Genomic DNA, 22,012 nt, shown 5'->3' on the forward strand with positions numbered 1-22,012 from the left:
CCCCGCCAACTGACCGGGCACCGCCCCTCCCCCGGGCGGCGCGGAGCCCGTTCAGCCGTGGCCGGCCGCCGGATCAGCCGGTCTGCACCTCGGAACGGTCGCCGCCCCACAGCGTGTGGAACGAGCCCTCGCGGTCCGTGCGCCGGTAGGTGTGCGCGCCGAAGAAGTCGCGCTGGCCCTGGGTCAGCGCGGCGGGCAGCCGCTCGGCGCGCAGCGCGTCGTAGTACGAGAGCGCCGCCGCGAAGCCCGGCGTGGGGACGCCCTGGTGCACGGCGGCGGCGACCACCGCGCGCCAGTCCTCCTGGGCCGCGCCGATCTCCTCGGCGAACTGCTTGTCGGAGAGGAGGCTCGGCAGGTCGGCCCGGGTGTCGTACGCCTCGCGGATCCGGTCGAGGAACGCGGCGCGGATGATGCACCCCTCACGCCAGATCGCCGAGATCGCACCGAGGTCGAGGTCCCAGCCGTACTCCGCGCTGCCCGCCTGGAGCTGGTGGAAGCCCTGCGTGTACGACACGATCTTCGACGCGTAGAGCGCCTGCTCGACCTGGTCCGCGAAGCGGGCCGCCTCGGCCTCGCCCAGCGGCGCCGCCGCCGGGCCCGGCAGCGTCTGCGACGCGTCCCGCAGCCCCGCGTGGCCGGAGAGCGAACGGGCGAAGACCGCCTCGGCGATGCCGGAGACCGGGACGCCCAGGTCGAGGGCGATCTGCACGGTCCAGCGGCCGGTGCCCTTCTGCTCGGCCTGGTCGGTCACGATGTCCACGAACGCCTTGCCGGTGGCCTCATCCGTATGGGCCAGCACCTCGGCCGTGATCTCGATCAGGTACGAGTCGAGGCGGCCGGTGTTCCACGACTTGAAGGTCTCCGCGATCTTCGCGGGGGAGTAGCCGGCGACGGCGCGCAGCAGGTGGTACGCCTCGGCGATGAGCTGCATGTCGGCGTACTCGATGCCGTTGTGCACCATCTTGACGAAGTGTCCCGCGCCGTCCGGGCCGATGTGGGTGCAGCAGGGCGTGCCGTCCTTCGCCTTGCCGGAGATCTTCTCCAGCAGCGGGCCGAGGGAGGCGTACGACTCCTTGGAGCCGCCCGGCATGATGCTCGGCCCGTGCAGGGCGCCCTCCTCGCCGCCGGAGATACCGACACCGACGAAGTGGATGCCGCGCTCGCGCAGCTCCTTCTCGCGCCGCCGGGTGTCCGCGAAGTGGGCGTTGCCGCCGTCGATGATGACGTCGCCCTCCTCCAGCAGCGGGGCGAACTCCTCGATGACGGCGTCCGTCGGGTCACCGGCCTTCACCATGATGACCAGCCGGCGCGGCCGCTCCAGGGCCGCGACGAACTCCTCCGCCGACTCCGCGGGGACGAACGAGCCCTCGTCACCGAACTCGTCCACCAGGGCACGGGTCTTCGACGCGGTGCGGTTGTGCAGCGCGACGGTGAATCCGTTGCGGGCGAAGTTCCGAGCGAGATTGCGGCCCATCACCGCGAGCCCCGTGACACCGATCTGGGCTGTACCACTCATGCGTGTGCTCCTGGATATCCGTCGAATTGTGCCGTGCCCCGACAGTAAAGACCCCCGCACCCGGGCGCGCCAAGAAAGACCTGCGGGTACCGGGCCGGCCGGACGGGGCCGCCGGGGAGGGATACGTACCGCCGAACACGGCCGTTCACCCCGTTCGGCGCCGCCCGCTCCTGCCCGCAAACGGGCTCCGTTTCCGGTGCCGACCACGGCCGCACCGGGCACCGAACGGGCACCGAAGTGACTCCATTCGGGCAGTGATCCGTGCAACACCGACCCCACCGGCCGGTCTGACCAGGGCAGACGCGGTTGGTCGAACGGGCAGACTCGGACTCACTCAACGCTGTGAAGAGCCTGGTCGCAGCGGGTTGCCTGCTTGTAAAAACGACGCACGAGCCCGAACGGGTGCTGAGCCGCAGTAAAAGCAGGGAAGTGTGTGGTCGTGGACACCGACGAGCGCCGACGAGAAATCCTTGAGATCGCCCGGAGCAACGGGTCAGTGGAGGTCACCGCACTGGCCGGGAGGCTCCAGGTCGCCAAGGAGACCGTACGGCGAGACCTGCACGCCCTGGAAGGACACGGACTGGTACGGCGCACCCACGGCGGCGCCTATCCCGTGGAGAGCGCCGGATTCGAGACGACCCTCGCGGTACGGACCACCCGGCTCGTACCCCAGAAGTCCCGGATCGCGGCGGCCGCCGCCGACCTGCTCGGTGACGCCGAGACGGTCTTCGTCGACGAGGGGTTCACCCCCCAGCTCGTCGCCGAGGCGCTGCCCCGCGACCGGCCGCTGACCGTGGTCACCGCCTCCCTCGCCGTGGCGACCGCCCTCGCGGACGCCGAGAAGATCGCCGTACTGCTGCTCGGCGGCCGGGTGCGCGGCTCCACCATGGCCACCGTCGACCACTGGACCACCCGGATGCTCTCCGAGTTCGTCATCGACCTCGCGTACGTCGGGGCCAACGGCATCTCGCGCGAGTACGGGCTCACCACCCCCGACCCCGCCGTCAGCGAGGTGAAGGCCCAGGCGATGCGGAGCGCCCGCCGCCGGGTCTTCGCCGGGATCCACACCAAGTTCGGCGCGGTGAGCTTCTGCCGCTTCGCCGAGGTCGGTGACTTCGAGTCCATCGTCACGGACTCCGGACTGCCCTCGGCCGAGGCCCAGCGGTACTCGCTGCTGGGACCGCAGGTCATCCGCGTCTGACGGCGGTCCCCCTCCGCCCGAACGGGCACGCCCGTCTTCTCCGTTCCGCCGACCGACCCGACCCCGCGCCCCGCAGGCCACCCCGGCGCACCGTCCCCTCGTCCCACCAACCCCCACTCACCACCCCGAATGATCAGGAGATCTCTCATGCCACTGCAACAACGACGTCGTGGAATCCGCATGCGTGTGGGCGCGAGTGTGGCCTTGACCGCGCTTCTCGCGGGGTGCAGTGGCGCGGGTGGCGGCTCCTCCGCCGGCGGCGACGACACGCTCAACGTGCTCATGGTGAACAACCCGCAGATGGTCGACCTGCAGAAGCTGACCGCGGACAACTTCACCAAGGAAACCGGCATCAAGGTGAACTTCACCGTCCTGCCGGAGAACGACGTCCGGGACAAGATCACCCAGGACTTCTCGAACCAGGCCGGCCAGTACGACGTCGCCACCATCAGCAACTTCGAGGTCCCGTTCTTCGCGAAGAACGGCTGGCTGCACTCGCTCGACGAGTACACCGAGAAGGACAAGGCGTTCGACCAGGGCGACATACTCAAGCCCCTCTCGGACTCCCTCACCGCGGAGGACGGCAAGCTCTACGGCCAGCCCTTCTACGGCGAGTCGTCCTTCCTGATGTACCGCAAGGACGTCTTCGAGGCGAAGAAACTGACGATGCCCGACAAGCCCACCTGGCAGCAGGTCGCGGACCTCGCCGCCAAGGCGGACGGCGCGGAGAAGGGCATGCGCGGCATCTGCCTGCGCGGGCTGCCCGGCTGGGGCGAGGTCATCGCGCCGCTGACGACCGTGGTCAACACCATGGGCGGCACCTGGTTCACCAAGGACTGGGAGGCCCAGCTCGACTCGCCCGAGTTCACCAAGGCCACGCAGTTCTACGTCGACCTGGTGCGCGAGCACGGCGAGGCGGGCGCCCCGCAGGCCGGTTACGCCGAGTGCCTCAACAACATGACGCAGGGCAAGTCGGCCATGTGGTACGACGCCACCGCCGGCGCCGGCTCGCTGGAGGCCAAGGGATCCCCGGTCAAGGGCAAGATCGGCTACGTGCCGGCCCCGGTCGACAAGACGGAGAGCTCCGGCTGGCTCTACACCTGGGCCTGGGGCATGCAGAAGGCGTCCAGCAAGACGGAGAGCGCCTGGAAGTTCATCTCCTGGGCGTCCAGCAAGGAGTACGAGACCCTCGCCGGTGAGAAGGCCGGCTGGTCGAACGTCCCGGCCGGCAAGCGCGCCTCGACGTACGAGAACCCGCAGTACCTGAAGGAAGCCGCCGCGTTCGCCGAGGTGACCAAGAACGCCATCGCCACGGCCAACCCGACCGACCCGGGCGTCCAGCCCCGTCCCACCGTCGGCATCCAGTTCGTCGACATCCCGGAGTTCACCGACCTCGGCACCAAGGTCTCGCAGGAGATCAGTGCCGCCATCGCCGGCAAGAAGACCGTGGCCGAAGCGCTGAAGAACTCGCAGGCGCTGGCCGAAAAGGTGGGCAAGGACCAGAAGTGAGTACCTCCGTCAGCACACCCCCACTCACCCCGGCCGGGGGGCCGCGGCCCGCCGCGTCGCACCAGGCCGGCCGGGGCGGCACCCGGGCCCGCGCGTGGGCCACCCGGGCACCGCTGCTGCCCGCCCTGGTCTTCCTCGTCGCGGTCACCCAACTGCCCTTCGTGGCAACCCTGTTGATCTCGCTCTTCGACTGGAACTCGCTCGCGCCCGACGAGCGCAGCTTCGCCGGACTCGCCAACTACGGCTCGGTGTTCACGGATGCGAGCCTGCGCGAATCGGTGTTCACCACCGTGCTGCTCACCGCGACCGTGGTGATCGCCAGCGTGGTCCTCGGGCTGCTCCTCGCGCTGCTCCTCGACCGCAAGTTCATCGGCCGCGGCTTTGTCCGCACCCTGCTGATCACACCGTTCCTGCTGGTCCCGGTCTCGGCCGCGCTCATGTGGAAGCACGTCCTCTACAACCCCGAGTACGGGCTCCTCAACGGCGGCTGGGCCTGGTTCACCGGGCTCTTCGGGGTGGAGAACCCCACCCAGCCCGACTGGATCTCCGACATGCCGCTGCTCGCGGTCGAGGCCGCGCTGATCTGGCAGTGGACGCCGTTCATGATGCTCATCCTGCTCGCCGGACTCCAGAGCAGGCCCGCCGAGATCATGGAGGCCGCCAAGCTGGACGGCGCGACCGGATGGCAGATGTTCGGCTACCTCACCCTGCCCCACCTGCGCCGCTACCTCGAACTGGGCATCCTGCTCGGCTCGATCTACATCGTGCAGAACTTCGACGCGGTGTTCACCCTCACCTCCGGGGGCCTCGGCACCGCCAACCTCCCGTACACCATCTACCAGACCTTCTACCAGGCTCACGAGTACGGACTGGCCTCGGCCGCCGGCGTCGTGGTCGTGATCGGCACCATCGTGATCGCGACCTTCGCCCTGCGCGTCGTCTCGTCCCTCTTCAGTGAGGAGGCGAACCGCGCATGAGCACCCTCTCCGTGACCGGCACCCGCGCGAGCGCCCGGCCGCACGTCGACAAGTACGCCCCCGCCGCCCGGCGGGCCAGGCGGCGCTCCGCCGGACTCGGCCTGCTGGCCTGGATCGTCGGCATCGTCTTCTGCCTGCCGGCGCTCTGGATGCTGCTGACCTCCTTCCACACGGAGGCCGACGCGGCGACCAACCCGCCCTCGCTCACCGCCGGACTCACCCTCGACAGCTACCGGGTGTTCTTCGGCGAGGGCGGCGGCGCGAGCCCCTGGCCGCCGCTGATCAACTCCGTGACCGCGTCGTTCTTCTCCACGCTCTTCGTGCTCCTGCTGGCCCTGCCGGCGGCGTACGCGCTCTCCATCAAGCGCGTGGAGAAGTGGACGGACGTCATGTTCTTCTTCCTCTCCACGAAGATGCTGCCGGTGGTGGCCGGGCTGCTGCCCGTCTACCTCTTCGCGAAGAACGTCGGCATGCTGGACAACATCTGGCTGCTGGTCATCCTCTACACCTCGATGAACCTGCCGATCGCGGTGTGGATGATGCAGTCCTTCCTCGCCGACGTGCCGGTCTCCATCATCGAGGCCGCGCAGGTGGACGGGGCCCGGCTGCCGACCGTCCTGCTGCGCGTGGTCGCGCCGGTCGCCGCGCCCGGGATCGCGGCGACGTCGCTGATCTGCTTCATCTTCAGTTGGAACGAACTGCTCTTCGCCCGGGTCCTCACCGGAGTGACGGCGCAGACCGCCCCCGTGTTCCTGACGGGCTTCGTCACCAGCCAGGGGCTCTTCCTCGCCCAACTGTGCGCGGCGTCCGTCGTTGTGTCCCTGCCGGTGCTCGCCGCAGGATTCGCCGCCCAGGACAAGCTGGTCCAGGGCCTTTCTCTTGGAGCTGTGAAGTAATGAGGGCAGCGATCGTCGAAGCCGTCGGCAAGGTCTCCGTCACGACGGTTCCCGACCCCACCCCCGGCCCTCGCGACGTGGTCGTCTCCGTCGCCGCATGCGGACTGTGCGGTACGGATCTGCACATCCTGCAAGGTGAGTTCGCGCCCACCCTGCCGATCGTTCCGGGACATGAGTTCGCCGGTGAGATCGTCGGGATCGGCACCGACGTCACCGAACTGGCGATCGGCGACAAGGTCGCCGTCGACCCGTCCCTGTACTGCAACGAATGCCGCTACTGCCGCACCGGACGGGGCAACCTGTGCGACCGGTGGAACGCGATCGGGGTCAGCAAGCCGGGCGGGGCCGCGGAGTTCGCCGTCGCGCCCGTGGCCAACTGCGTCAAACTGCCCGACCACGTCGACGTCAAGGACGCGGCGCTGATCGAGCCGCTCTCCTGCGCCGTACGCGGGTACGACGTGCTCAGGTCGACCCTCGGCGCCGAGGTGCTGATCTACGGCTCGGGCACCATGGGCCTGATGATGCTGGAGCTCGCCAAGCGCACCGGCGCCTCCTCCGTCGACATGCTCGACATCAACCCGGAGCGGCTGGCGACCGCCGGCAAGCTCGGCTGCTCGCGCTCCGGTTCCTCGGCCGACGAGTTCGACCGGCCCACCGGCTGGGACGTCGTCATCGACGCCACCGGCAACGCGGGCGCCATCCAGGACGGCCTGGGCCGGGTCGCCAAGGGCGGTACGTTCCTCCAGTTCGGGGTCGCCGACTACGCGACGACCGCTGTCATCGAGCCGTACCGGATCTACAACCAGGAGATCACCATCACCGGGTCCATGGCGGTGCTGCACAGCTACGAGCGGGCCGCCGCGCTCTTCGCCTCCGGGGTGCTCGACCCGGCCGTCTTCATCAGCGACCGGCTGCCGCTGGAGCAGTACCCGCAGGCCATCGAGAAGTTCAAGGCGGGCCAGGGACGCAAGATCGTGGTCCAGCCGTGACCGAGGTGGGCCCCGGCGCCGTGCTCGTGACGGGCGAGGCGCTCATCGACCTCGTCCCGGTGCCGGACGATCCGCAGACGTACCGGGCCCAGCCCGGCGGCGCGCCCGCCAACGTCGCGGCCGGCCTCGCCCGGCTCGGTACGCCGAGCTGGTTCGCCGGGGCGCTCGGCGGCGACGGCTTCGCCCGCGTGATCGAGCAGCGGCTGGTCTCCGCCGGTACGGAACTCGGCCTCTGCGCACGCTCGGAGCTGCCCACGACGCTCGCGGTCGCCGACCCGGGTCCGGACGGCACCGGCTACCACTTCCACATCGGCGACACGGCGACCTTCCGGCTGCCGGACCACTCCGCGCGGACCGACCGGTTCGCCGCCGTGTACGTGGGCGGGGTCGCCGCCGTCGTGGAGCCCGCGGCCGAGGCGGTCGCGGCCACCGCCCGCGCGGGCGCCGCGCGTTCGCTGCTGGTGGTGGACCCGAACGTGCGCGAGGACCGCACGATCGACCCGGAGCAGGCGGTCCGGCGGCTGCGCGAGCTGTGCGCGCTCGCCCATGTCGTCAAGGCGAGCGACGAGGACCTGGCCCGGCTCTGGCCCGGCACGGACCCCGACGAGAGCTGCCGGAAGCTGGCCGGGGAGGGGCGCCTCGTGGTGCTCACCCGGGGCGCCCGGGGCGCCACGGCGTTCGCGGGGGGCGCGGAGCCGGTCTCCGTGCCCGCCGTACCCGTCGAGGTGGTCAACACCATCGGCGCCGGTGACGCCTTCATGGCCGGCGTCCTCAACTGGCTGACCGCGCCCGGCGCGGACCGGTCCGGCGGCGTCGCCGGGCTCTCCCGCGACGAGGTGACGGAGATGCTGGGCTTCGCGTCCCGGGTGGCCGCCTCGGTCTGCGCCCAGACCGGTACGGAGCCGACGAGACCGCCGGACGCCTGACCCCCCGGGGGACTTCCTCCCCTGATCCCCTGGGGTTCCCTCCCGGACGGGGCGCGCGGGCACGTGCCCGGGTTCGGGCGGGCGAATTTCCCGCTCCCCGGGACACCACGGGCTCCGGGATGGCACGCTGTGTGCCGGTACGCGGCCGTCCGGCGACCGGGACGCGACGGTGAGCTCTTGTCACGGTCCTTGCCCAGCCTTTACGTTGGCCGCTGCGACGTGTCCTACAGCCAGTGGGGGAGCTACATCATGGCCGCAACCGGTCGGCACCGCAGATATCAGCCGAGCCGTATCAACCGTGCGTCGCTCACCGTCACGGCGGGCGGGGCGGGCATGGCCCTGCCGCTCCTCGCCGCGGCGACCGCGCAGGCGGCCCCGGTGGACGTCTGGGAGAAGGTCGCGGCCTGCGAGTCGACCAACAACTGGCAGATCAACACCGGTAACGGCTACTACGGCGGGCTCCAGTTCACCCAGTCCACCTGGGAGGCGTACGGCGGCACCCGCTACGCCCCGCGCGCCGATCTCGCCACCCGGGACCAGCAGATCGCCGTCGCCGAGAAGGTGCTCAAGGGCCAGGGCCCCGGCGCCTGGCCCGCCTGCTCGGTCCGGGCCGGACTGACCCGGGGCGGCGACGCGCCCGACATCACCCCGGCGCAGGGCACCGGCACCGTGGAGCGGGCCCAGGCCAAGAGCGCCCCCGCGCGGACCGGGACCACCGAGACGACCGGGACCACGGCGAAGGCCGAGCGGACGAAGGCCGCCTCGCCCACCTCCGTACCGACCCAGCGCGAGGGGTACACGGTCGCCCGGGGCGACTCGCTCTCGCGGATCGCCGTCGAGGAGTCCGTCAAGGGCGGCTGGCAGCGGCTGTACGAGGAGAACCGCCAGGTCATCGGCAGCGACCCCGACCTGATCTTCCCGGGGCAGAAGCTCGTGCTCCAGGCGCCCTCGAAGGGCACCGCCACCCGGCCGGAGAAGACGGCGCGGCCCGCCCCCGCCGAGAAGCCGAAGGCGACGGCCGAGCCCGAGCGCCGGGTGGAGAAGAAGCAGGAGAAGCCCCAGCAGGAACAGAAGCAGGAGCAGAAGAAGGAACAGGCGCCCAAGCAGGAGGAGAAGCGGCAGGTCAAGGCCGAAGCCCCGGCCGCCAAGCCGAAGACGGGCGGCATGTCCGCGCCGGTCGCCGCCTCCACCGGCACCCAGTACCGCCAGGCCGGCTCCTGGGCCAGCGGCTACCACACGGGTGTCGACTTCCCCGTCCCCACCGGCACCTCGGTGAAGGCGGTCGCCGCCGGCCGCGTGGTCTCCGCCGGGTGGGCCGGGTCCTACGGCTACCAGGTCGTCATCCGGCACACCGACGGCAAGTACAGCCAGTACGCGCACCTCTCCGCGCTCACCGTGCGCGAGGGCCAGAACGTCGGCGGCGGCCAGCGGATCGCCCGCTCAGGATCGACCGGTAACAGCACGGGACCGCATCTCCACTTCGAGATGCGCACGGGGCCCGGCTACGGCTCCGACATCGACCCCCTCGCCTACCTGCGCGCGGGCGGTGTCCGGCTCTGACCCCCGCTCCGGAGGCCGGGCCGCCGGGACCGATGACCCGGCGCCGCCCCGCGTCGCGGCCCGCGCGGCCCGCGACGCGGCGGCCGACCGCTCCACGGTGAGCAGGATCAGCCCGCCCGCCGCCACGGCACCCGAGGCCAGCGCCAGCGCCGTACCGAGCGTCCCGTACCGGAAGTCCTCGCCGAACAGCGTCAGTCCCACGGCCGCCGCCACCACCGGGTTCACGACCGTGACCGTGGCCAGCGGGGCGGCCAGCCCCGCGCCCCGGTAGGACGCCTGCGACAGCAGCAGCCCGCCCGCCGCGAGGACCGCGATCACCACCAGGCTCGACGCCTGCACGGTGGGCCGGTCCGCGGTCCAGTCCACGGCGACCGTCTTGGTGAAGACAGAGGCGATGCCGAACGCGATCCCGGCCGCGGCCGCCAGCAGCATGCTCCGTACGGCGGGCCGCCCCACGAGCTGCGCGGCCAGGAAGACCACCCCCACCGCGCCGAACGTCGCGGCGGCCAGGACCAGCCGCTCCGTGCCGTCCAGCGCGCGGGTGTCCGTCCCCTCCGTGAGGGCGAGCAGCCCCGCCAGCCCCACGGACGCCATGAGCGCGCCCCGCCACGCCGTGCGCCCGGCCCTGCGCCCCACGAAGAGCGCCGCCATGGGCAGCGCGAAGACGATGGTGAGCGCGCCGAGCGGCTGGACGACGCTGAGCGGCCCGTACGCCAGCGCGACGACGTGCAGCGCCGCCCCGAGCCCGTTGAGGGCCACCGCGGCCCACCACAGCCCGTGGTGCAGCGGTGCGTACGGGCGGGCGGGGGTGTCCGTCGCGACATGCTCCTGAAGGATGGCCCCGGACGCGTAGGCGACCGCGGAGACCAGCGACAGGAGAACGGACAGGGCGAGTGCACTCATGTCTTCACGATCTCTCGCCGGGGACGGCTCCCGCGTCGTCCTGTAGAGGTCAATCCGGCGTACTGCTGTAGTAGTACGAATCCGGGCCGGTTTCCACCCGTGGAGGGGTAGCCCCAGGTCAGCGCCGTGCTCGGGCCCCCTCCACGGGCGCCGCCCGAGCGGCCCGGATCCGGGCCCGCGCCGCCGCCCGTACCGGCCCTCACAGCGGAGCGTGACCGCCCGGGTGTGCCCGGTTCCGGCCGGGCGACGCAGCGGTCTTCCGCCCGGACGGTTTCCGGGTGACCATGACAGGGCCGCGCGGTCGCCGGGCGAGGACGGGGGTACGGCGTGAAGGTCGGTCTGCTCACCCGCGAATATCCGCCGGAGGTCTACGGCGGCGCGGGCGTCCACGTGGAGTTCCTGGCCGACGGGCTCCGCCCGCTGACCGACCTCGAAGTGCACTGCTGGACCGGGAGCGACGCCGCGTCGCTCCCCGCGCCGGGGACCGACGCCGGGACCGTGGTACGGCACCGGGCCGCCCCCGGTCTCGCGGACGCCAACGACGCCCTGCGCGCCTTCTCCGCGGACCTGTCGATGGCCGCCGCGCTCGGCGGCCGCGACCTGGTCCACTCGCACACCTGGTACGCCCACCTCGCCGGCCATCTCGCCAAGCTGCTCCACGGCGTCCCGCACGTGGTGACGGCGCACTCCCTCGAACCCCTGCGCCCCTGGAAGGCCGAGCAGCTCGGCGGCGGCTACGCGCTGTCCCGCTGGGCCGAGCGCACCGCCTTCGAGGCGGCGGACGCCGTCATCGCGGTCTCCCGGGGGATGCGCGCCGACCTCCTCGCGTGCTACCCCGCGCTCGACCCCGGGCGGGTGCGCGTCGTCCACAACGGCATCGACACCCGGCTCTACCGCCCCGACCCCGGCACCGGTGTCCTGGAGCGGATCGGCCTCGACCCGGAGCGACCGTATGTGCTCTTCGTCGGCCGGGTCACCCGCCAGAAGGGCGTCCCACACCTGCTGCGCGCGGCCCGCGCCCTCGACCCGCAGGCTCAGCTGGTGCTCTGCGCGGGCGCCCCGGACACCCCGGAGACCGGCGCCGAATTCCGCGCCCTGGTGGACGAGCTGGTCCGGACCCGGGACGGGGTGCACTGGATCCCCGACATGCTGCCGCGCCCCGAGGTGATCCAACTCCTCAGCCACGCGGCGGTGTTCGTCTGCCCCTCGGTGTACGAGCCGCTCGGCATCGTCAATCTGGAGGCGATGGCGTGCGGCACCGCCGTGGTCGCCTCGGCGGTCGGCGGCATCCCGGAGGTCGTCGACGACGGCGGTACGGGACTGCTCGTACCGTACGACGAACGCCACCCGGAGGACTTCGAGTCGGGGCTCACCGAAGCGGTCAACCGGGTGCTCGACGACCCCGAGTCGGCCGCCCGGATGGGGGCCGCCGGACGGCGGCGTGCCGTACGGGAGTTCGGCTGGGACCAGGTGGCCCGGCGTACGTACGACGTGTACCGGGAGCTTCTCAGGAACCGGTAGGAACCCAGTCATAGGGAGCGGCCATGCGTGGTGGACCTTCGGTGCTCGGGATCGTGCTGGCGGGCGGGGAGGGCAAGCGCCTGCTGCCGCTCACCGCGGACCGGGCCAAACCGGCGGTGACGTTCGGCGGTACGTACCGGCTCGTCGACTTCGTCCTGTCGAACCTGGTGAACGGCGACATCCTGCGCATGTGCGTGCTGACCCAGTACAAGTCGCACTCGCTGGACCGCCATGTCAGCACCACCTGGCGGATGTCGAGCCTGCTCGGCAACTATGTGACCCCGGTGCCCGCCCAGCAGCGGCTCGGGCCGCGCTGGTACCTGGGGAGCGCCGACGCGATCCTCCAGTCCCTCAACCTGGTCCACGACGAACGCCCCGACTACATCGCGGTGTTCGGCGCGGACCACGTCTACCGGATGGACCCGCGCCAGATGCTCGCCCAGCACGTGGAGAACGGCGCGGGCGTCACCGTCGCGGGCATCAGGGTGCCGCGTACGGAGGCGTCGTCGTTCGGGGTCATCACCCCGGGCGCCGACGGAGTCCAGGTCGAACGGTTCCTGGAGAAGCCGGCCGATCCGCCGGGGCTGCCGGGCGATCCCGAGCGGGTCTTCGCCTCGATGGGCAACTACCTCTTCACCACGAAGGTCCTCGTCGACGCGCTGCACCGGGACGCCGAGGACGAGAACTCCGTGCACGACATGGGCGGTTCCATCCTGCCGATGCTCACCGAGCGGGGCATGGCCCAGGTCTACGACTTCCAGGAGAACCACGTCCCCGGCGAGTCGGCGCGGGAGCACGGCTACTGGCGTGACGTCGGCACCCTCGACTCGTACTACGACGCGCACATGGACCTGATCTCGCCCGAGCCGGAGTTCGGCCTCGACAACCGCCGCTGGCCCATCTACACCCACCCCGGCCAGCTGCCCCCGGCGCGCTTCGTGGCGGGCGGCATCGCCACCGACTCCATCGTGAGCCCCGGCTGTGTGATCCGGGGCCAGGTGAGCCGGTCGGTGCTCTCCCCGGGCGTGGTGGTGGCCGAGGGCGCGATGGTGCAGGGCTCGGTGCTGCACGACAACGTACGGGTGGGACGCGGGGCGGTGGTGCGCGGCTCCATACTCGACAAGAACGTGGACGTGCCGCCCGGGGCGACGATCGGCGTCAACCCCGGGCGCGACCAGGAGCTGTACACCGTCTCGAAGAACGGCGTCATCGCCCTGGGCAAGGGGCAGCCGGTGGTCTGACCCGGCCGGCGGCGCCCTGCGTCACAGCATCCGGCGCCGCCTCCCCAGCCAGGTCTGGGCGATCACCACGACCGCCAGGAAGGCGCCGCTGACGACCTGCTGGTAGGCGGAGTCCAGCGAACCGATCTGGTTGATGACGTTCTGGATGACCTTCAGCAGCAGCACCCCGACGAGCGAGCCGCTGAGGAAGCCGAAGCCGCCGGTGAGCAGGGTGCCCCCGATGACGACGGCGGAGATCGCCTCCAGCTCCATCCCCGTACCGAGAATGGTCACCCCGGAGACCAGCCAGGCCGCGTTGAGCGCCCCGGCGAGCCCCGCGCAGAGCCCCGAGAGGGTGTAGACGGCGATCTTCGTACGGGCCACCGGGGCGCCCATCAGCGCCGCCGCGTCCTCGTTGCCGCCGACCGCGTACACGTACTGGCCGAAGCGGCTGCGGCGCAGCACCACCGCGCCCAGCACGAAGAGCGCCGCCGTGATCCACACCGGCAGGCCGATCCCGAACAGGCTGTCCTGGCCGAGCCGGGCGAAGAAGGACGTCCCGTCCACCAGATAGGTGTTCGCGCCCTCGTCGGTGACCGACAGCAGCACCCCGCGCGCCAGCAGCATCGCGGCCAGCGTCACGATGAACGGGGCCAGCCGCGCCCGCGCGATCAGCAGACCGTTGACCAGGCCGATCAGCCCGCACACCGCGAGCGGCAGCAGCAGCGCCACCGCCGTGCCGTACCGCGAGCCCCAGGCCGCGAGCACCCCGCCGAGCGCGAAGAGCGAACCCACCGACAGATCGATCCCGCCGGTGATGATCACGAAGGTCATGCCGAGGGCGACGACGGCGAGGAACGCCGACGAGACCGCCATGTTGGCCAGGTTGTCGCCGGTCGCGAAGGTGTCGAAGCCGACGGAGGCGGCGACGGCCACCACGGCGAGCGTGACCAGCGCCCCATGCTGCTGGGCGAAGGCGCTGAGCCGCTCGGCCCGGCTCGCGCCGGGGGCCTCCGCCTCGTCCGCGGGGGAGTGGGCCTCCCTGGTCTCCACCGTGGTCACCGCTTCCCCCGTTCCCGTGCCGCGTAGACCGCGAGCACGATCACCACGGCCTGGGCGATCTGGGTCCAGGACGGCGGCAGGTCGTGTTTGATGAGTGTGGCGGTGAGGAGCTGGATGAGTACGGCGCCCGCCACGGTCCCGCCGATCCGGATCCGGCCACCGCTCAGCGGCGTACCGCCCACCACCACGGCGGTGATGGCCGACAGCTCCATCAGGGTCCCGAGCGAGGTCGGGTCGCTCGCCTGGAGCCGGGCGGTGGCCAGCACCCCCGCGACCGCGGCCAGCACACCCGAGGCGACGTAGACGAGAATCAGCACCCGGCGCACCGGCAGCCCCGCGAGCCGGGCCGCCGGCCGGCTGTCCCCGATCGCGAGGAGCTGCCGGCCGAACGTGGTGCGCCGTACGGTGAAGCCCACCGCCAGCGCCAGCGCGCCGGCGATCAGCACCAGGTACGGGACGCCCAGCAGATCGCCGGAGCCCAGCGCGGCGAGCCCCGGGTCCCGGACGTCCTTGAGCTGCGGGAGCAGGACCAGCGCGAGACCCCGCCCGGCGACCATCAGCGCGAGCGTCGCCACGATGGGCTGCACCCCGATGAACGCGACCAGCGACCCGTTGGCGAGCCCCACGGCCGCCCCGCCCACCACGGCGGCGAGCAGCGCGATCCACGGCCCGTACCCGAGGTAGAGGGAGAGCAGGGAGGTGGCGAGCGCCATCACCGCGCCGACGGAGAGGTCCACGCCCTCGCTGCCGATGGCCAGCGCCATGCCGAGCGCCACGATGATGACGGGCGCCACCTGCACGGCCTGGGTACGGAAGTTCTCGGCCGACAGGAAGTGCGGGGTGAGCAGGACATTGGCGACCAGCAGGACGGCCACGCCCGCGTAGACGCCGTACTCCTGGAGGAGCGTCAGCAGGCGCCCCCGGTCGGCCCGGTTCAGGGGCAGGCGCCGCAGCGCCGCGAGATCAGTCATGCGGGGACCCTCCGTCCTCCCCGGGTGCGGAACCGGCCACGATGGCGCCCAGCAGCCGGTCCTCGGTCACCTCGGCACCCGTCAGCTCCGCCACCACCGCACCGTCCTTGAGGACCACGACCCGGTCGGAGCCCTCGATCAGCTCCTCCATGTCGGAGGAGATCAGCACCACCCCGAGCCCCTCGCCCGCGAGTTCGTCGATCAGCGCCTGCACCTCGGCCTTGGCGCCGACGTCGATGCCGCGCGTGGGCTCGTCCAGGAGCAGCACCTTGGGCCGCATCGCCAGCCAGCGGGCGAGCAGCACCTTCTGCTGATTGCCCCCGGACAGCTCACCGACCTTCTGGTGGGGACCCGCCGCCTTGATGCGCAGCCGCTTCATGAAGGTGTCGACCAGCCGGTCGATCCTGGCGTCGTCGACCAGCCCGAAGCGGGCCAGCCCCGGCAGCGCGGCCAGCGCGATGTTCTCCCGTACGGAGAGCCCGGGGACGATCCCCTCGGCCTTGCGGTCCTCGGGCAGCAGGCTGATGCCCGCCCGGATCGCGGCGGGCGTGGACCCGGTCCGTACGGGCGCCCCCGCCACGACCACCCGGCCCGAGTCGGGCGGCAGCGCGCCCGCGACGGCCTTCACGGTCTCGCTGCGGCCGGAGCCGAGCAGCCCGCCGAGCCCCACCACCTCGCCGGGCCGCACCCGTACCGACACCCCGTGGAGTACTTGACGCAACGTCAGGTCATTTGCCTCCAGCACCGGTTCGCCGCCCGTGTCGTGCCCGCCGGAGAATTTGGTAAGCCCCTCGCCGCGCACCTCGCCCATCTCGCGCCCCAGCATCAGCGAGACCAGCCGCAGCCGCTCCAGCCCGGCGATGGGGCCCGCGTGGACCCGGCGGCCGTCGCGCAGCACGGTGACGGTGTCGCAGATCTCGTACAGCTCGTCGAGCCGGTGACTGACGTAGATCACCGCGATCCCGCGCTCCGTGAGCATCCTGATCACCCCGAACAGGGTGCGGACCTCGCGTGGTTCGAGCGACGAGGTGGGCTCGTCCATGACGACGACCCGCGCGTCGACCGAGACCGCCCGCGCCAGCGCCACCATCTGCTGGGCGCCGACCCCCAGCGAGCGCAGCGGCCGGCGGACGTCGACGCGCAGCCCGAGACCGCGCAGCGCCTCGTCCGCGGCCCGGTGCATCCGCCCGAAGTCGATCAGTCCGAGGCGGCCGCGCGGCTCGCGCCCCAGGAAGAGATTGCGGGCCACACTCATCAGGGGGACGAGGTTGACCTCCTGGTAGATGGTGGAGATCCCGGCGTGCTGCGCCTCCAGCGGGGTGGCGAACCGTACCGGCTCGCCCCGCAGGAGGATCTCGCCCGCGTCGGGCCGGTACACCCCCGTGAGTACCTTGATGAGCGTGGACTTGCCCGCGCCGTTCTCGCCGATCAGCGCGTGGACCTCGCCGGGGCCGACGGTGAGGTCCACCCCGTCGAGCGCCCGCGCGCCGGGGAAGGACTTGGTCAGCCCGGTGACCGACAGCAGCGGCGGCCGTACGGCGTTCTCCGGCGCCTCTTGTACCTCTTGCGGCTCCGGTGCTCTCTGTGGCTCCGGCGTTTCCGGCGGCACGTCAGTAGGCCTTGCCGAGATCGGCCTTCGCGTTCTCGGGGGTGTAGGCGCTGTCCTGGATGACGACGTCCTGCGAGACCTTCTCGCCCCGGGTGAAGGTGTCGAGCGTCTCGAAGGCCAGCGGCCCGAAGCGCGGATTCGACTCGATGACACCGGAGATCCAGCCGTCCACGATGCCGCGCACCGCGTTGCGCGTGCCGTCGACCGTCACGATCTTGACGTCGCCCGCCTTCTTGCCCGCGCTCTTGAGGGCGTTGACGGCGCCGAGGCCCATCTCGTCGTTCTCGGCGTAGATCCCGGTGATGTCCGGGTTGGACTGGATGAGCTGCTCGGTGACCTGCTGGCCCTTCTCCCGGGCGAACTCGCCGGTCTGTTCGAACGCCACCTGGAGCCCCGGGGCCTCGGCGGCGATCCGGTCCTTGAACCCCTTGGTGCGTTCCGTGGTGACGTTGTTCCCGGCGGTGCCGAGCAGAATGGCGACCTTGCCCTTGCCGCCGGTGGCCTCGATCATCCGGTCCGCCGCGCGCTTGCCCTGCTCGATGAAGTCCGAGCCGATGAAGCTCACGTAGTCCTTGCAGGCCGTCGCGTTGATCTTCCGGTCGATGGTGACGATCGGGATCTTCTTCGCCGCCGCCGAACGCAGCACCGGGCCCCAGCCGTCCGAGTTGAGCGGGGCGATGACCAGCAGGTCCGCGCCCTTGGCGATCAGGTCCTGGACATCGCTGATCTGCTTGGAGAACTGCGACTGGGCGTTGGCCGTGAGGAGCTTCACCCCCCGGTCGGCCGCCTCCGCCTCGATGGAGGCAGTCTCCGCGATCCGGAAGGGGTTGGCCTCCTTCTCGGACTGGGAGAAGCCGACGGTCGCGCCCGAGAGGTCCAGCTTCTCGCCGCCGAACTGTTCGAGGGTGCAGGTCTTGTCGGCCCCGGCGCCGGGGGAGGCGACCACCTGGTCGCCGCCTCCGGCGGCGGTCGCCGTCGCGCTGTCACCGGCGGCGTCCTCCTCCGACTTGGCGCAGCCCGTCAGGGCGAGTGCGGCGACGAGGCTCGCGGCGAGGACGGTCGTGGTGGTGGAGCGGGCGGAGGACTTCATGGCGGAACCCCATCTCGGCACGGCCCCGGCGCGCGAACACCGCCCGGGAGATCGGCTCGTACGGTCTGCTGGTCTGCACGGTCTGCTGCGCTCGTTCGGAAGGGTTTTTACATCGTTGTACGGATCCTGTAAACCCTTCGCGCGAGAACGGCGCCACCCGGGCCCGCTACCGCTCCGTACGGGCACATCACGCTCTGCCCAGCGTGGACTCTCGCTCCACCAGCCGGAATTCGGCCCGCAGTTCCCGCGCCCGCGGGCCGTCGCCGACCTCGTCACCGGCGCCTTCCCTGGCTCCCTCCAGCCGCTCCACGAGCGAGCGCACCGCGAGCCGGGCGATGGTGTGCTTCGCGGGGGAGACCGTGGTCAGGGTGACCGTCCCGTACCGGCCCTCCGCGACATCGTCGAAGCCCACCACCGCCACGTCCTCCGGAACCCGCAGCCCCCGCTCGGAGAGCACCCGCATCGCGCCGATGGCGATCAGGTCGTTGTACGCGAAGACCGCGTCCGGCAGCTCCCCCGAGTCCAGCAGCCGGGCCATCGCCGCCGCCCCGTCGGCGTGTGCCCAGCCGCCCGTCGGCGCGACCAGCGCGTCCGGCGCGGGCACCCCCGCCGCCGTCAGCTCCGCCCGCCAGCCGCGCAGCCGCAGCTGCGAGGGCTCGTTGAACCGGTCGGTGCGGGCCCCGAGGAACGCGATCCGCGACCGGCCGAGCGCGAGCAGATGGCGTACGGCCGTCCTGGCCGCCGCGACGTTGTCGATCGCGATGTGGTCGTACGGCAGGTCGTACTCCCGCTCGCCGAGCAGCACCAGCGGCGCGTCCTGGTCCCGGCCGCGCAGGTCCTCCGCCTCCAGCTCGATCGGGCTCAGGATCAGCCCGTCGATCACCCGCGCCCGGAACCCCTGGCTGACCAGGATCTCCCGCTCCCGGCTGCCCCCGGTGTGGTCGAGCAGCACGGTGTACTCGTGCTCGGCGGCGGCGTCGATGACCGCGCCCGCCAGCTCCGCGAAGTACGGGTTGCCCAGCTCGGGCACGGCCAGCGCGAGGATGCCGGTGCGGCCCTTGCGGAGGTGTCTGGCCGTCAAGTTCGGTACGTACCCCAGCTCGTCGATGGCCCGCTGCACGCGGGACCGCATCGACGGTGTGACGTGCCGGTAGTTGTTGACCACGTTCGACACGGTCTTGATCGAGACGCCCGCGCGCTCCGCGACGTCCTTGAGGCTGACGGTCACCGATACCTTCTCCCCGGGTCTGGACAGTGCAGGATTTGGCGTGCTGTCATGCCAACTGCCGTTCCTTCCAACGTTGTACAGACTGACGCAACGAGCCGCCACCCTCTCTTCGCAAGGAGGATTCGTGCGCATCCGAAGAAAACTGGCCCTCCTGCTCGCCGCCGTCCTCGGCGTCGCCGGACTCACCGCGGCGCCCGCCGCCTCGGCCGCGGACGACCCGGTCGAGGTGCATGGACTCAAGGGTGAGTACTACACCCAGTCCGCTCCCGGCGCCTTCGATTTCCACGAGCTGAAGGCCACCGTGTTCGACCCGGCCATCGACTTCGCCAATCTGGAGCCGCGGCTGGCCGCCACCACCGGACGCTCCGACGACGTCTCCGTGCGCTGGACCGGGAAGGTCGTCCCGGCCACCTCCGGCGCGCACACGTTCTCGATGACCGGTGACAACGGCTTCCGGCTCTGGGTCGACGGCCGCCTCGCCATCGACCACTGGGTCGACGACTGGGACAAGGAACAGACCGCCCAGCCCGTCGACCTGACGAAGGGTCAGGCCTACGACATCAAGGTGGAGTACTTCGAGCACTACGGTGGCTCGAACCTGCGCCTGCGGTGGACCGAGCCCGGCGGTACCAAGGTGCCCGTCCCCGCCTCCGCCTTCCGGCTGCCCGACGGCTTCGCGTACGACGGCGCCCTCGCCGCCACCGTCCTGCCCGACGGCCGCAGCCTGCGCCTGGACTTCGCGCAGCAGCTCGCCGCCCCGCCCGCCGGTCTGGCCGGCCACCTCAGCGCGGTCATCGGCGGCGCCCAGTGGCCGCTCGGCACCGTCAAGAAGGACCCGAAGGACGCCCGGCGGCTGCTGGTCACCCTCAAGGAACCGGTCGTCGGCCAGGGCGGCAGCGCCGATGTGCGCTACGACGGGGCCGGCGGCCTCGCCGCCCGCGAGGGCAAGCCCGTCGACGCCTTCTGGAGCAGCGGGCCCAACACCTCCGAGTACCAGCTCTCCACCCCCTGGGCCAAGGAGGTCGGGCCGCGCAACGCCCTGCCCGAGTACCCCAGGCCGCAGCTGACCCGCGGCGACTGGCAGAACCTCAACGGGCAGTGGCAGTTCGCCGCCGCGACGAAGGGCGAGAGCCCGCCGGTCGGCAAGAACCTCCGCGAGAAGATCCTCGTCCCGTACCCCGTGGAGTCCCAGCTCTCCGGGGTCGAACGGCACGAGGACCGGATGTGGTACCGCCGTACCTTCACCGTGCCGTCCGACTGGCAGGTGGGCCAGGGCAAGCGGCTCAACCTCAACTTCGACGCCGTGGACTGGCAGGCCGAGGTCTACGTCAACGGCACCAAGGTCACCGAGCACAAGGGCGGTTACGACCGCTTCACCGCCGATGTCACCGACGCGCTGAAGCCCGGCCGCACCCAGGAACTGATCGTCGGCGTCTACGACCCCACCGACTCCAGGGACGGCGAGAACCCGCCGATGGGCAAGCAGCGCCTGGACCCCAGCGGCATCTGGTACACGCCGTCCTCCGGGATCTGGCAGACGGTGTGGATGGAGCCGGTCGCGGCCGACCACATCGGCTCCCTGAAGCTCACCCCCGACGTCGCCGGTGAGAAGCTCGCCGTCGAGGTGCGCGGCATCCGGGACGGGGTCCCGGTCACGGCCACCGCGTACGACGGCCGGCGCAAGGTCGGCAGTGTCACGGGCCGCAGCGGCACCGCGCTCAGCGTGCCCGTCCGCGACCCGCGCCTCTGGTCGCCGGACGATCCCCACCTCTACCGGCTGGAGGTGACGGCCGGCAAGGACCGCGTCGGCAGCTACTTCGGGATGCGCTCGCTCACGGTCGAGAAGGTCGACGGCACCCCCAGGACCGTCCTCAACGGCAAGCCCACCTTCCTGATGGCCACCCTCGACCAGGGCTTCTGGCCGGACGGGCTGCACACCGCGCCGACCGACGAGGCCCTCGCCTACGACCTCAAGGCGCACAAGAAGCTCGGCTACAACTCGGTGCGCAAGCACATCAAGGTCGAGCCCGACCGGTGGTTCTACTGGGCGGACCGGCTCGGGCTGCTGGTCTGGCAGGACATGCCCGCGATGAACACCATCAACCCGAACGCGGCGTCCCGTACCCAGTACGAGCACGAGATGAAGCGGATGATCGACCAGCACAGCAGCAGTCCCTCGGTGATCATGTGGGTCACCTTCAACGAGGGCTGGGGCCAGTACGACCAGGCGCGCGTCGCCGACCAGGCCAAGTCCTGGGACCCGAGCCGGCTGATCAACAACATGAGCGGGGTGAACTGCTGCGGCGCGGTCGACGGCCGTAACGGGGACATCGCCGACGCCCACGGCTATCCGAGCGCCCAGTTGCCCGCGCCGGACGGGAAACGGGCTCTGGTCAGCGGTGAGTACGGCGGCCTCGGCCTCGCCGTGCCCGGCCACGCCTGGCCGGTGCAGCACACCTACGTGGGGGTGGACCAGGCCGCGTACACCGACTCGTACCTGGCCGAACTCGCCAAGGTGCGCGCACTCGCCTGCCAGGGGAGCAACGGCGCGGTCTACACCCAGATCACCGATGTGGAGGGCGAGCTGAACGGTCTGCTCACCTACGACCGCAAGGTGCTGAAGCCCGACGCCGAGCGGGTCAGGGCGGCGCACGAGTCGCTGATCCGCGACGCCGAGAACCCGGCCGCCATGGAGTGCACCTCCTGACGGCCTGACGTCCTGACCTCCTGACGTCCGAGGGACGCCGGAGACGGCCCCGGTCCGCCCCCGCCAGGGGCGGGCCGGGGCCTCCGCGCGCCCGGCGGCTCAGCCGCGGTGCGAACCCCGGGTGGCC

The 22,012-nt window shown here is 71.5% G+C and carries 17 protein-coding genes; 10 read left to right on the top strand and 7 right to left on the bottom strand.

The genetic code is table 11. From position 1 onward, the window contains the following. Positions 1–73 precede the first annotated feature (73 nt). Positions 74–1,516: an NADP-dependent phosphogluconate dehydrogenase gene (gene gndA / locus ACFTZC_RS24110; RefSeq protein WP_382892959.1), complete on the bottom strand. Its 1,443-nt coding sequence runs from the start codon at positions 1,514–1,516 to the stop codon at positions 74–76. Positions 1,517–1,955: 439 nt separating this feature from the next. On the opposite strand from gndA, the gene ACFTZC_RS24115 reads away from it, so the two are divergent. The 7 genes from ACFTZC_RS24115 (at position 1,956) to ACFTZC_RS24145 (ending at position 9,574) form a co-directional block, all read left to right on the top strand. After that, positions 1,956–2,717 carry a DeoR/GlpR family DNA-binding transcription regulator gene (locus tag ACFTZC_RS24115; protein WP_382892962.1) on the top strand — a complete coding sequence of 254 codons (762 nt, stop codon included), beginning with the start codon at positions 1,956–1,958 and terminating at the stop codon, positions 2,715–2,717. 147 nt (positions 2,718–2,864) lie between these two features. Next, the gene (locus tag ACFTZC_RS24120; RefSeq protein ID WP_382892964.1) at positions 2,865–4,226 is read left to right on the top strand and encodes an ABC transporter substrate-binding protein; all 1,362 of its coding nucleotides are present in this window, start codon (positions 2,865–2,867) and stop codon (positions 4,224–4,226) included. Further along, the gene (locus tag ACFTZC_RS24125) at positions 4,223–5,203 is read left to right on the top strand and encodes a carbohydrate ABC transporter permease (RefSeq protein ID WP_382892966.1); all 981 of its coding nucleotides are present in this window, start codon (positions 4,223–4,225) and stop codon (positions 5,201–5,203) included. The genes ACFTZC_RS24120 and ACFTZC_RS24125 overlap by 4 nt, the downstream gene beginning before the upstream one ends. Further along, entirely contained in the window at positions 5,200–6,099 is a 900-nt protein-coding gene (locus ACFTZC_RS24130; protein ID WP_382892968.1) for a carbohydrate ABC transporter permease, read from the top strand. Before ACFTZC_RS24125 ends, ACFTZC_RS24130 begins: the two co-directional genes overlap by 4 nt. Beyond that, positions 6,099–7,088 (top strand): zinc-dependent alcohol dehydrogenase family protein, encoded by a 990-nt coding sequence (locus tag ACFTZC_RS24135; RefSeq protein WP_365812567.1) that lies wholly within the window; start codon positions 6,099–6,101, stop codon positions 7,086–7,088. Before ACFTZC_RS24130 ends, ACFTZC_RS24135 begins: the two co-directional genes overlap by 1 nt. Next, complete coding sequence (locus ACFTZC_RS24140; RefSeq protein ID WP_382892970.1) at positions 7,085–8,014, top strand: PfkB family carbohydrate kinase; 930 nt, start codon at positions 7,085–7,087, stop codon at positions 8,012–8,014. The genes ACFTZC_RS24135 and ACFTZC_RS24140 overlap by 4 nt, the downstream gene beginning before the upstream one ends. A 249-nt stretch (positions 8,015–8,263) precedes the next feature. Next, positions 8,264–9,574 carry a transglycosylase family protein gene (locus ACFTZC_RS24145; protein ID WP_382892972.1) on the top strand — a complete coding sequence of 437 codons (1,311 nt, stop codon included), beginning with the start codon at positions 8,264–8,266 and terminating at the stop codon, positions 9,572–9,574. Here ACFTZC_RS24145 and ACFTZC_RS24150 read toward each other — a convergent pair. Further along, entirely contained in the window at positions 9,455–10,477 is a 1,023-nt protein-coding gene (locus tag ACFTZC_RS24150) for a DMT family transporter (RefSeq protein WP_382892974.1), read from the bottom strand. The two genes, ACFTZC_RS24145 and ACFTZC_RS24150, sit on opposite strands and share 120 nt — an antisense overlap. Positions 10,478–10,804: 327 nt before the next feature. Here ACFTZC_RS24150 and glgA point away from each other — a divergent pair, with 327 nt between their 5' ends. Then, positions 10,805–11,998 (top strand): glycogen synthase, encoded by a 1,194-nt coding sequence (glgA, locus tag ACFTZC_RS24155; RefSeq protein ID WP_382892976.1) that lies wholly within the window; start codon positions 10,805–10,807, stop codon positions 11,996–11,998. Between the two features lie 23 nt (positions 11,999–12,021). Further along, complete coding sequence (glgC, locus tag ACFTZC_RS24160; protein WP_382892978.1) at positions 12,022–13,239, top strand: glucose-1-phosphate adenylyltransferase; 1,218 nt, start codon at positions 12,022–12,024, stop codon at positions 13,237–13,239. Between the two features lie 21 nt (positions 13,240–13,260). On the opposite strand, the gene ACFTZC_RS24165 is transcribed toward glgC, so the two are convergent. The 5 genes from ACFTZC_RS24165 to ACFTZC_RS24185 form a co-directional block, all read right to left on the bottom strand. After that, the gene (locus tag ACFTZC_RS24165) at positions 13,261–14,271 is read right to left on the bottom strand and encodes an ABC transporter permease (RefSeq protein ID WP_382893214.1); all 1,011 of its coding nucleotides are present in this window, start codon (positions 14,269–14,271) and stop codon (positions 13,261–13,263) included. Between the two features lie 5 nt (positions 14,272–14,276). Further along, positions 14,277–15,251, bottom strand: coding sequence for an ABC transporter permease (locus tag ACFTZC_RS24170; protein WP_382892980.1), 975 nt, complete (start codon positions 15,249–15,251; stop codon positions 14,277–14,279). Then, on the bottom strand, positions 15,244–16,776 hold the full coding sequence (locus ACFTZC_RS24175; RefSeq protein ID WP_382893216.1) for a sugar ABC transporter ATP-binding protein: 1,533 nt from the start codon (positions 16,774–16,776) through the stop codon (positions 15,244–15,246). Before ACFTZC_RS24175 ends, ACFTZC_RS24170 begins: the two co-directional genes overlap by 8 nt. A gap of 85 nt (positions 16,777–16,861) precedes the next feature. Continuing rightward, the gene (locus ACFTZC_RS24180) at positions 16,862–17,950 is read right to left on the bottom strand and encodes an ABC transporter substrate-binding protein (protein WP_382892983.1); all 1,089 of its coding nucleotides are present in this window, start codon (positions 17,948–17,950) and stop codon (positions 16,862–16,864) included. 187 nt (positions 17,951–18,137) lie between these two features. After that, positions 18,138–19,178, bottom strand: a complete 1,041-nt coding sequence (locus ACFTZC_RS24185) for a LacI family DNA-binding transcriptional regulator (protein ID WP_382892985.1) — start codon at positions 19,176–19,178, stop codon at positions 18,138–18,140. A 124-nt stretch (positions 19,179–19,302) separates the two neighbouring features. On the opposite strand from ACFTZC_RS24185, the gene ACFTZC_RS24190 reads away from it, so the two are divergent. Then, a complete protein-coding gene (locus tag ACFTZC_RS24190) occupies positions 19,303–21,885 on the top strand; it encodes a PA14 domain-containing protein (protein WP_382892986.1) in 2,583 nt (860 codons plus the stop codon). The last annotated feature ends 127 nt before the right edge of the window (positions 21,886–22,012 follow it).

Origin of the sequence: Streptomyces sp. NPDC056987, assembly GCF_042673865.1 — a bacterium.
In the GTDB taxonomy this organism is placed as follows: Bacteria; Actinomycetota; Actinomycetes; order Streptomycetales; family Streptomycetaceae; genus Streptomyces.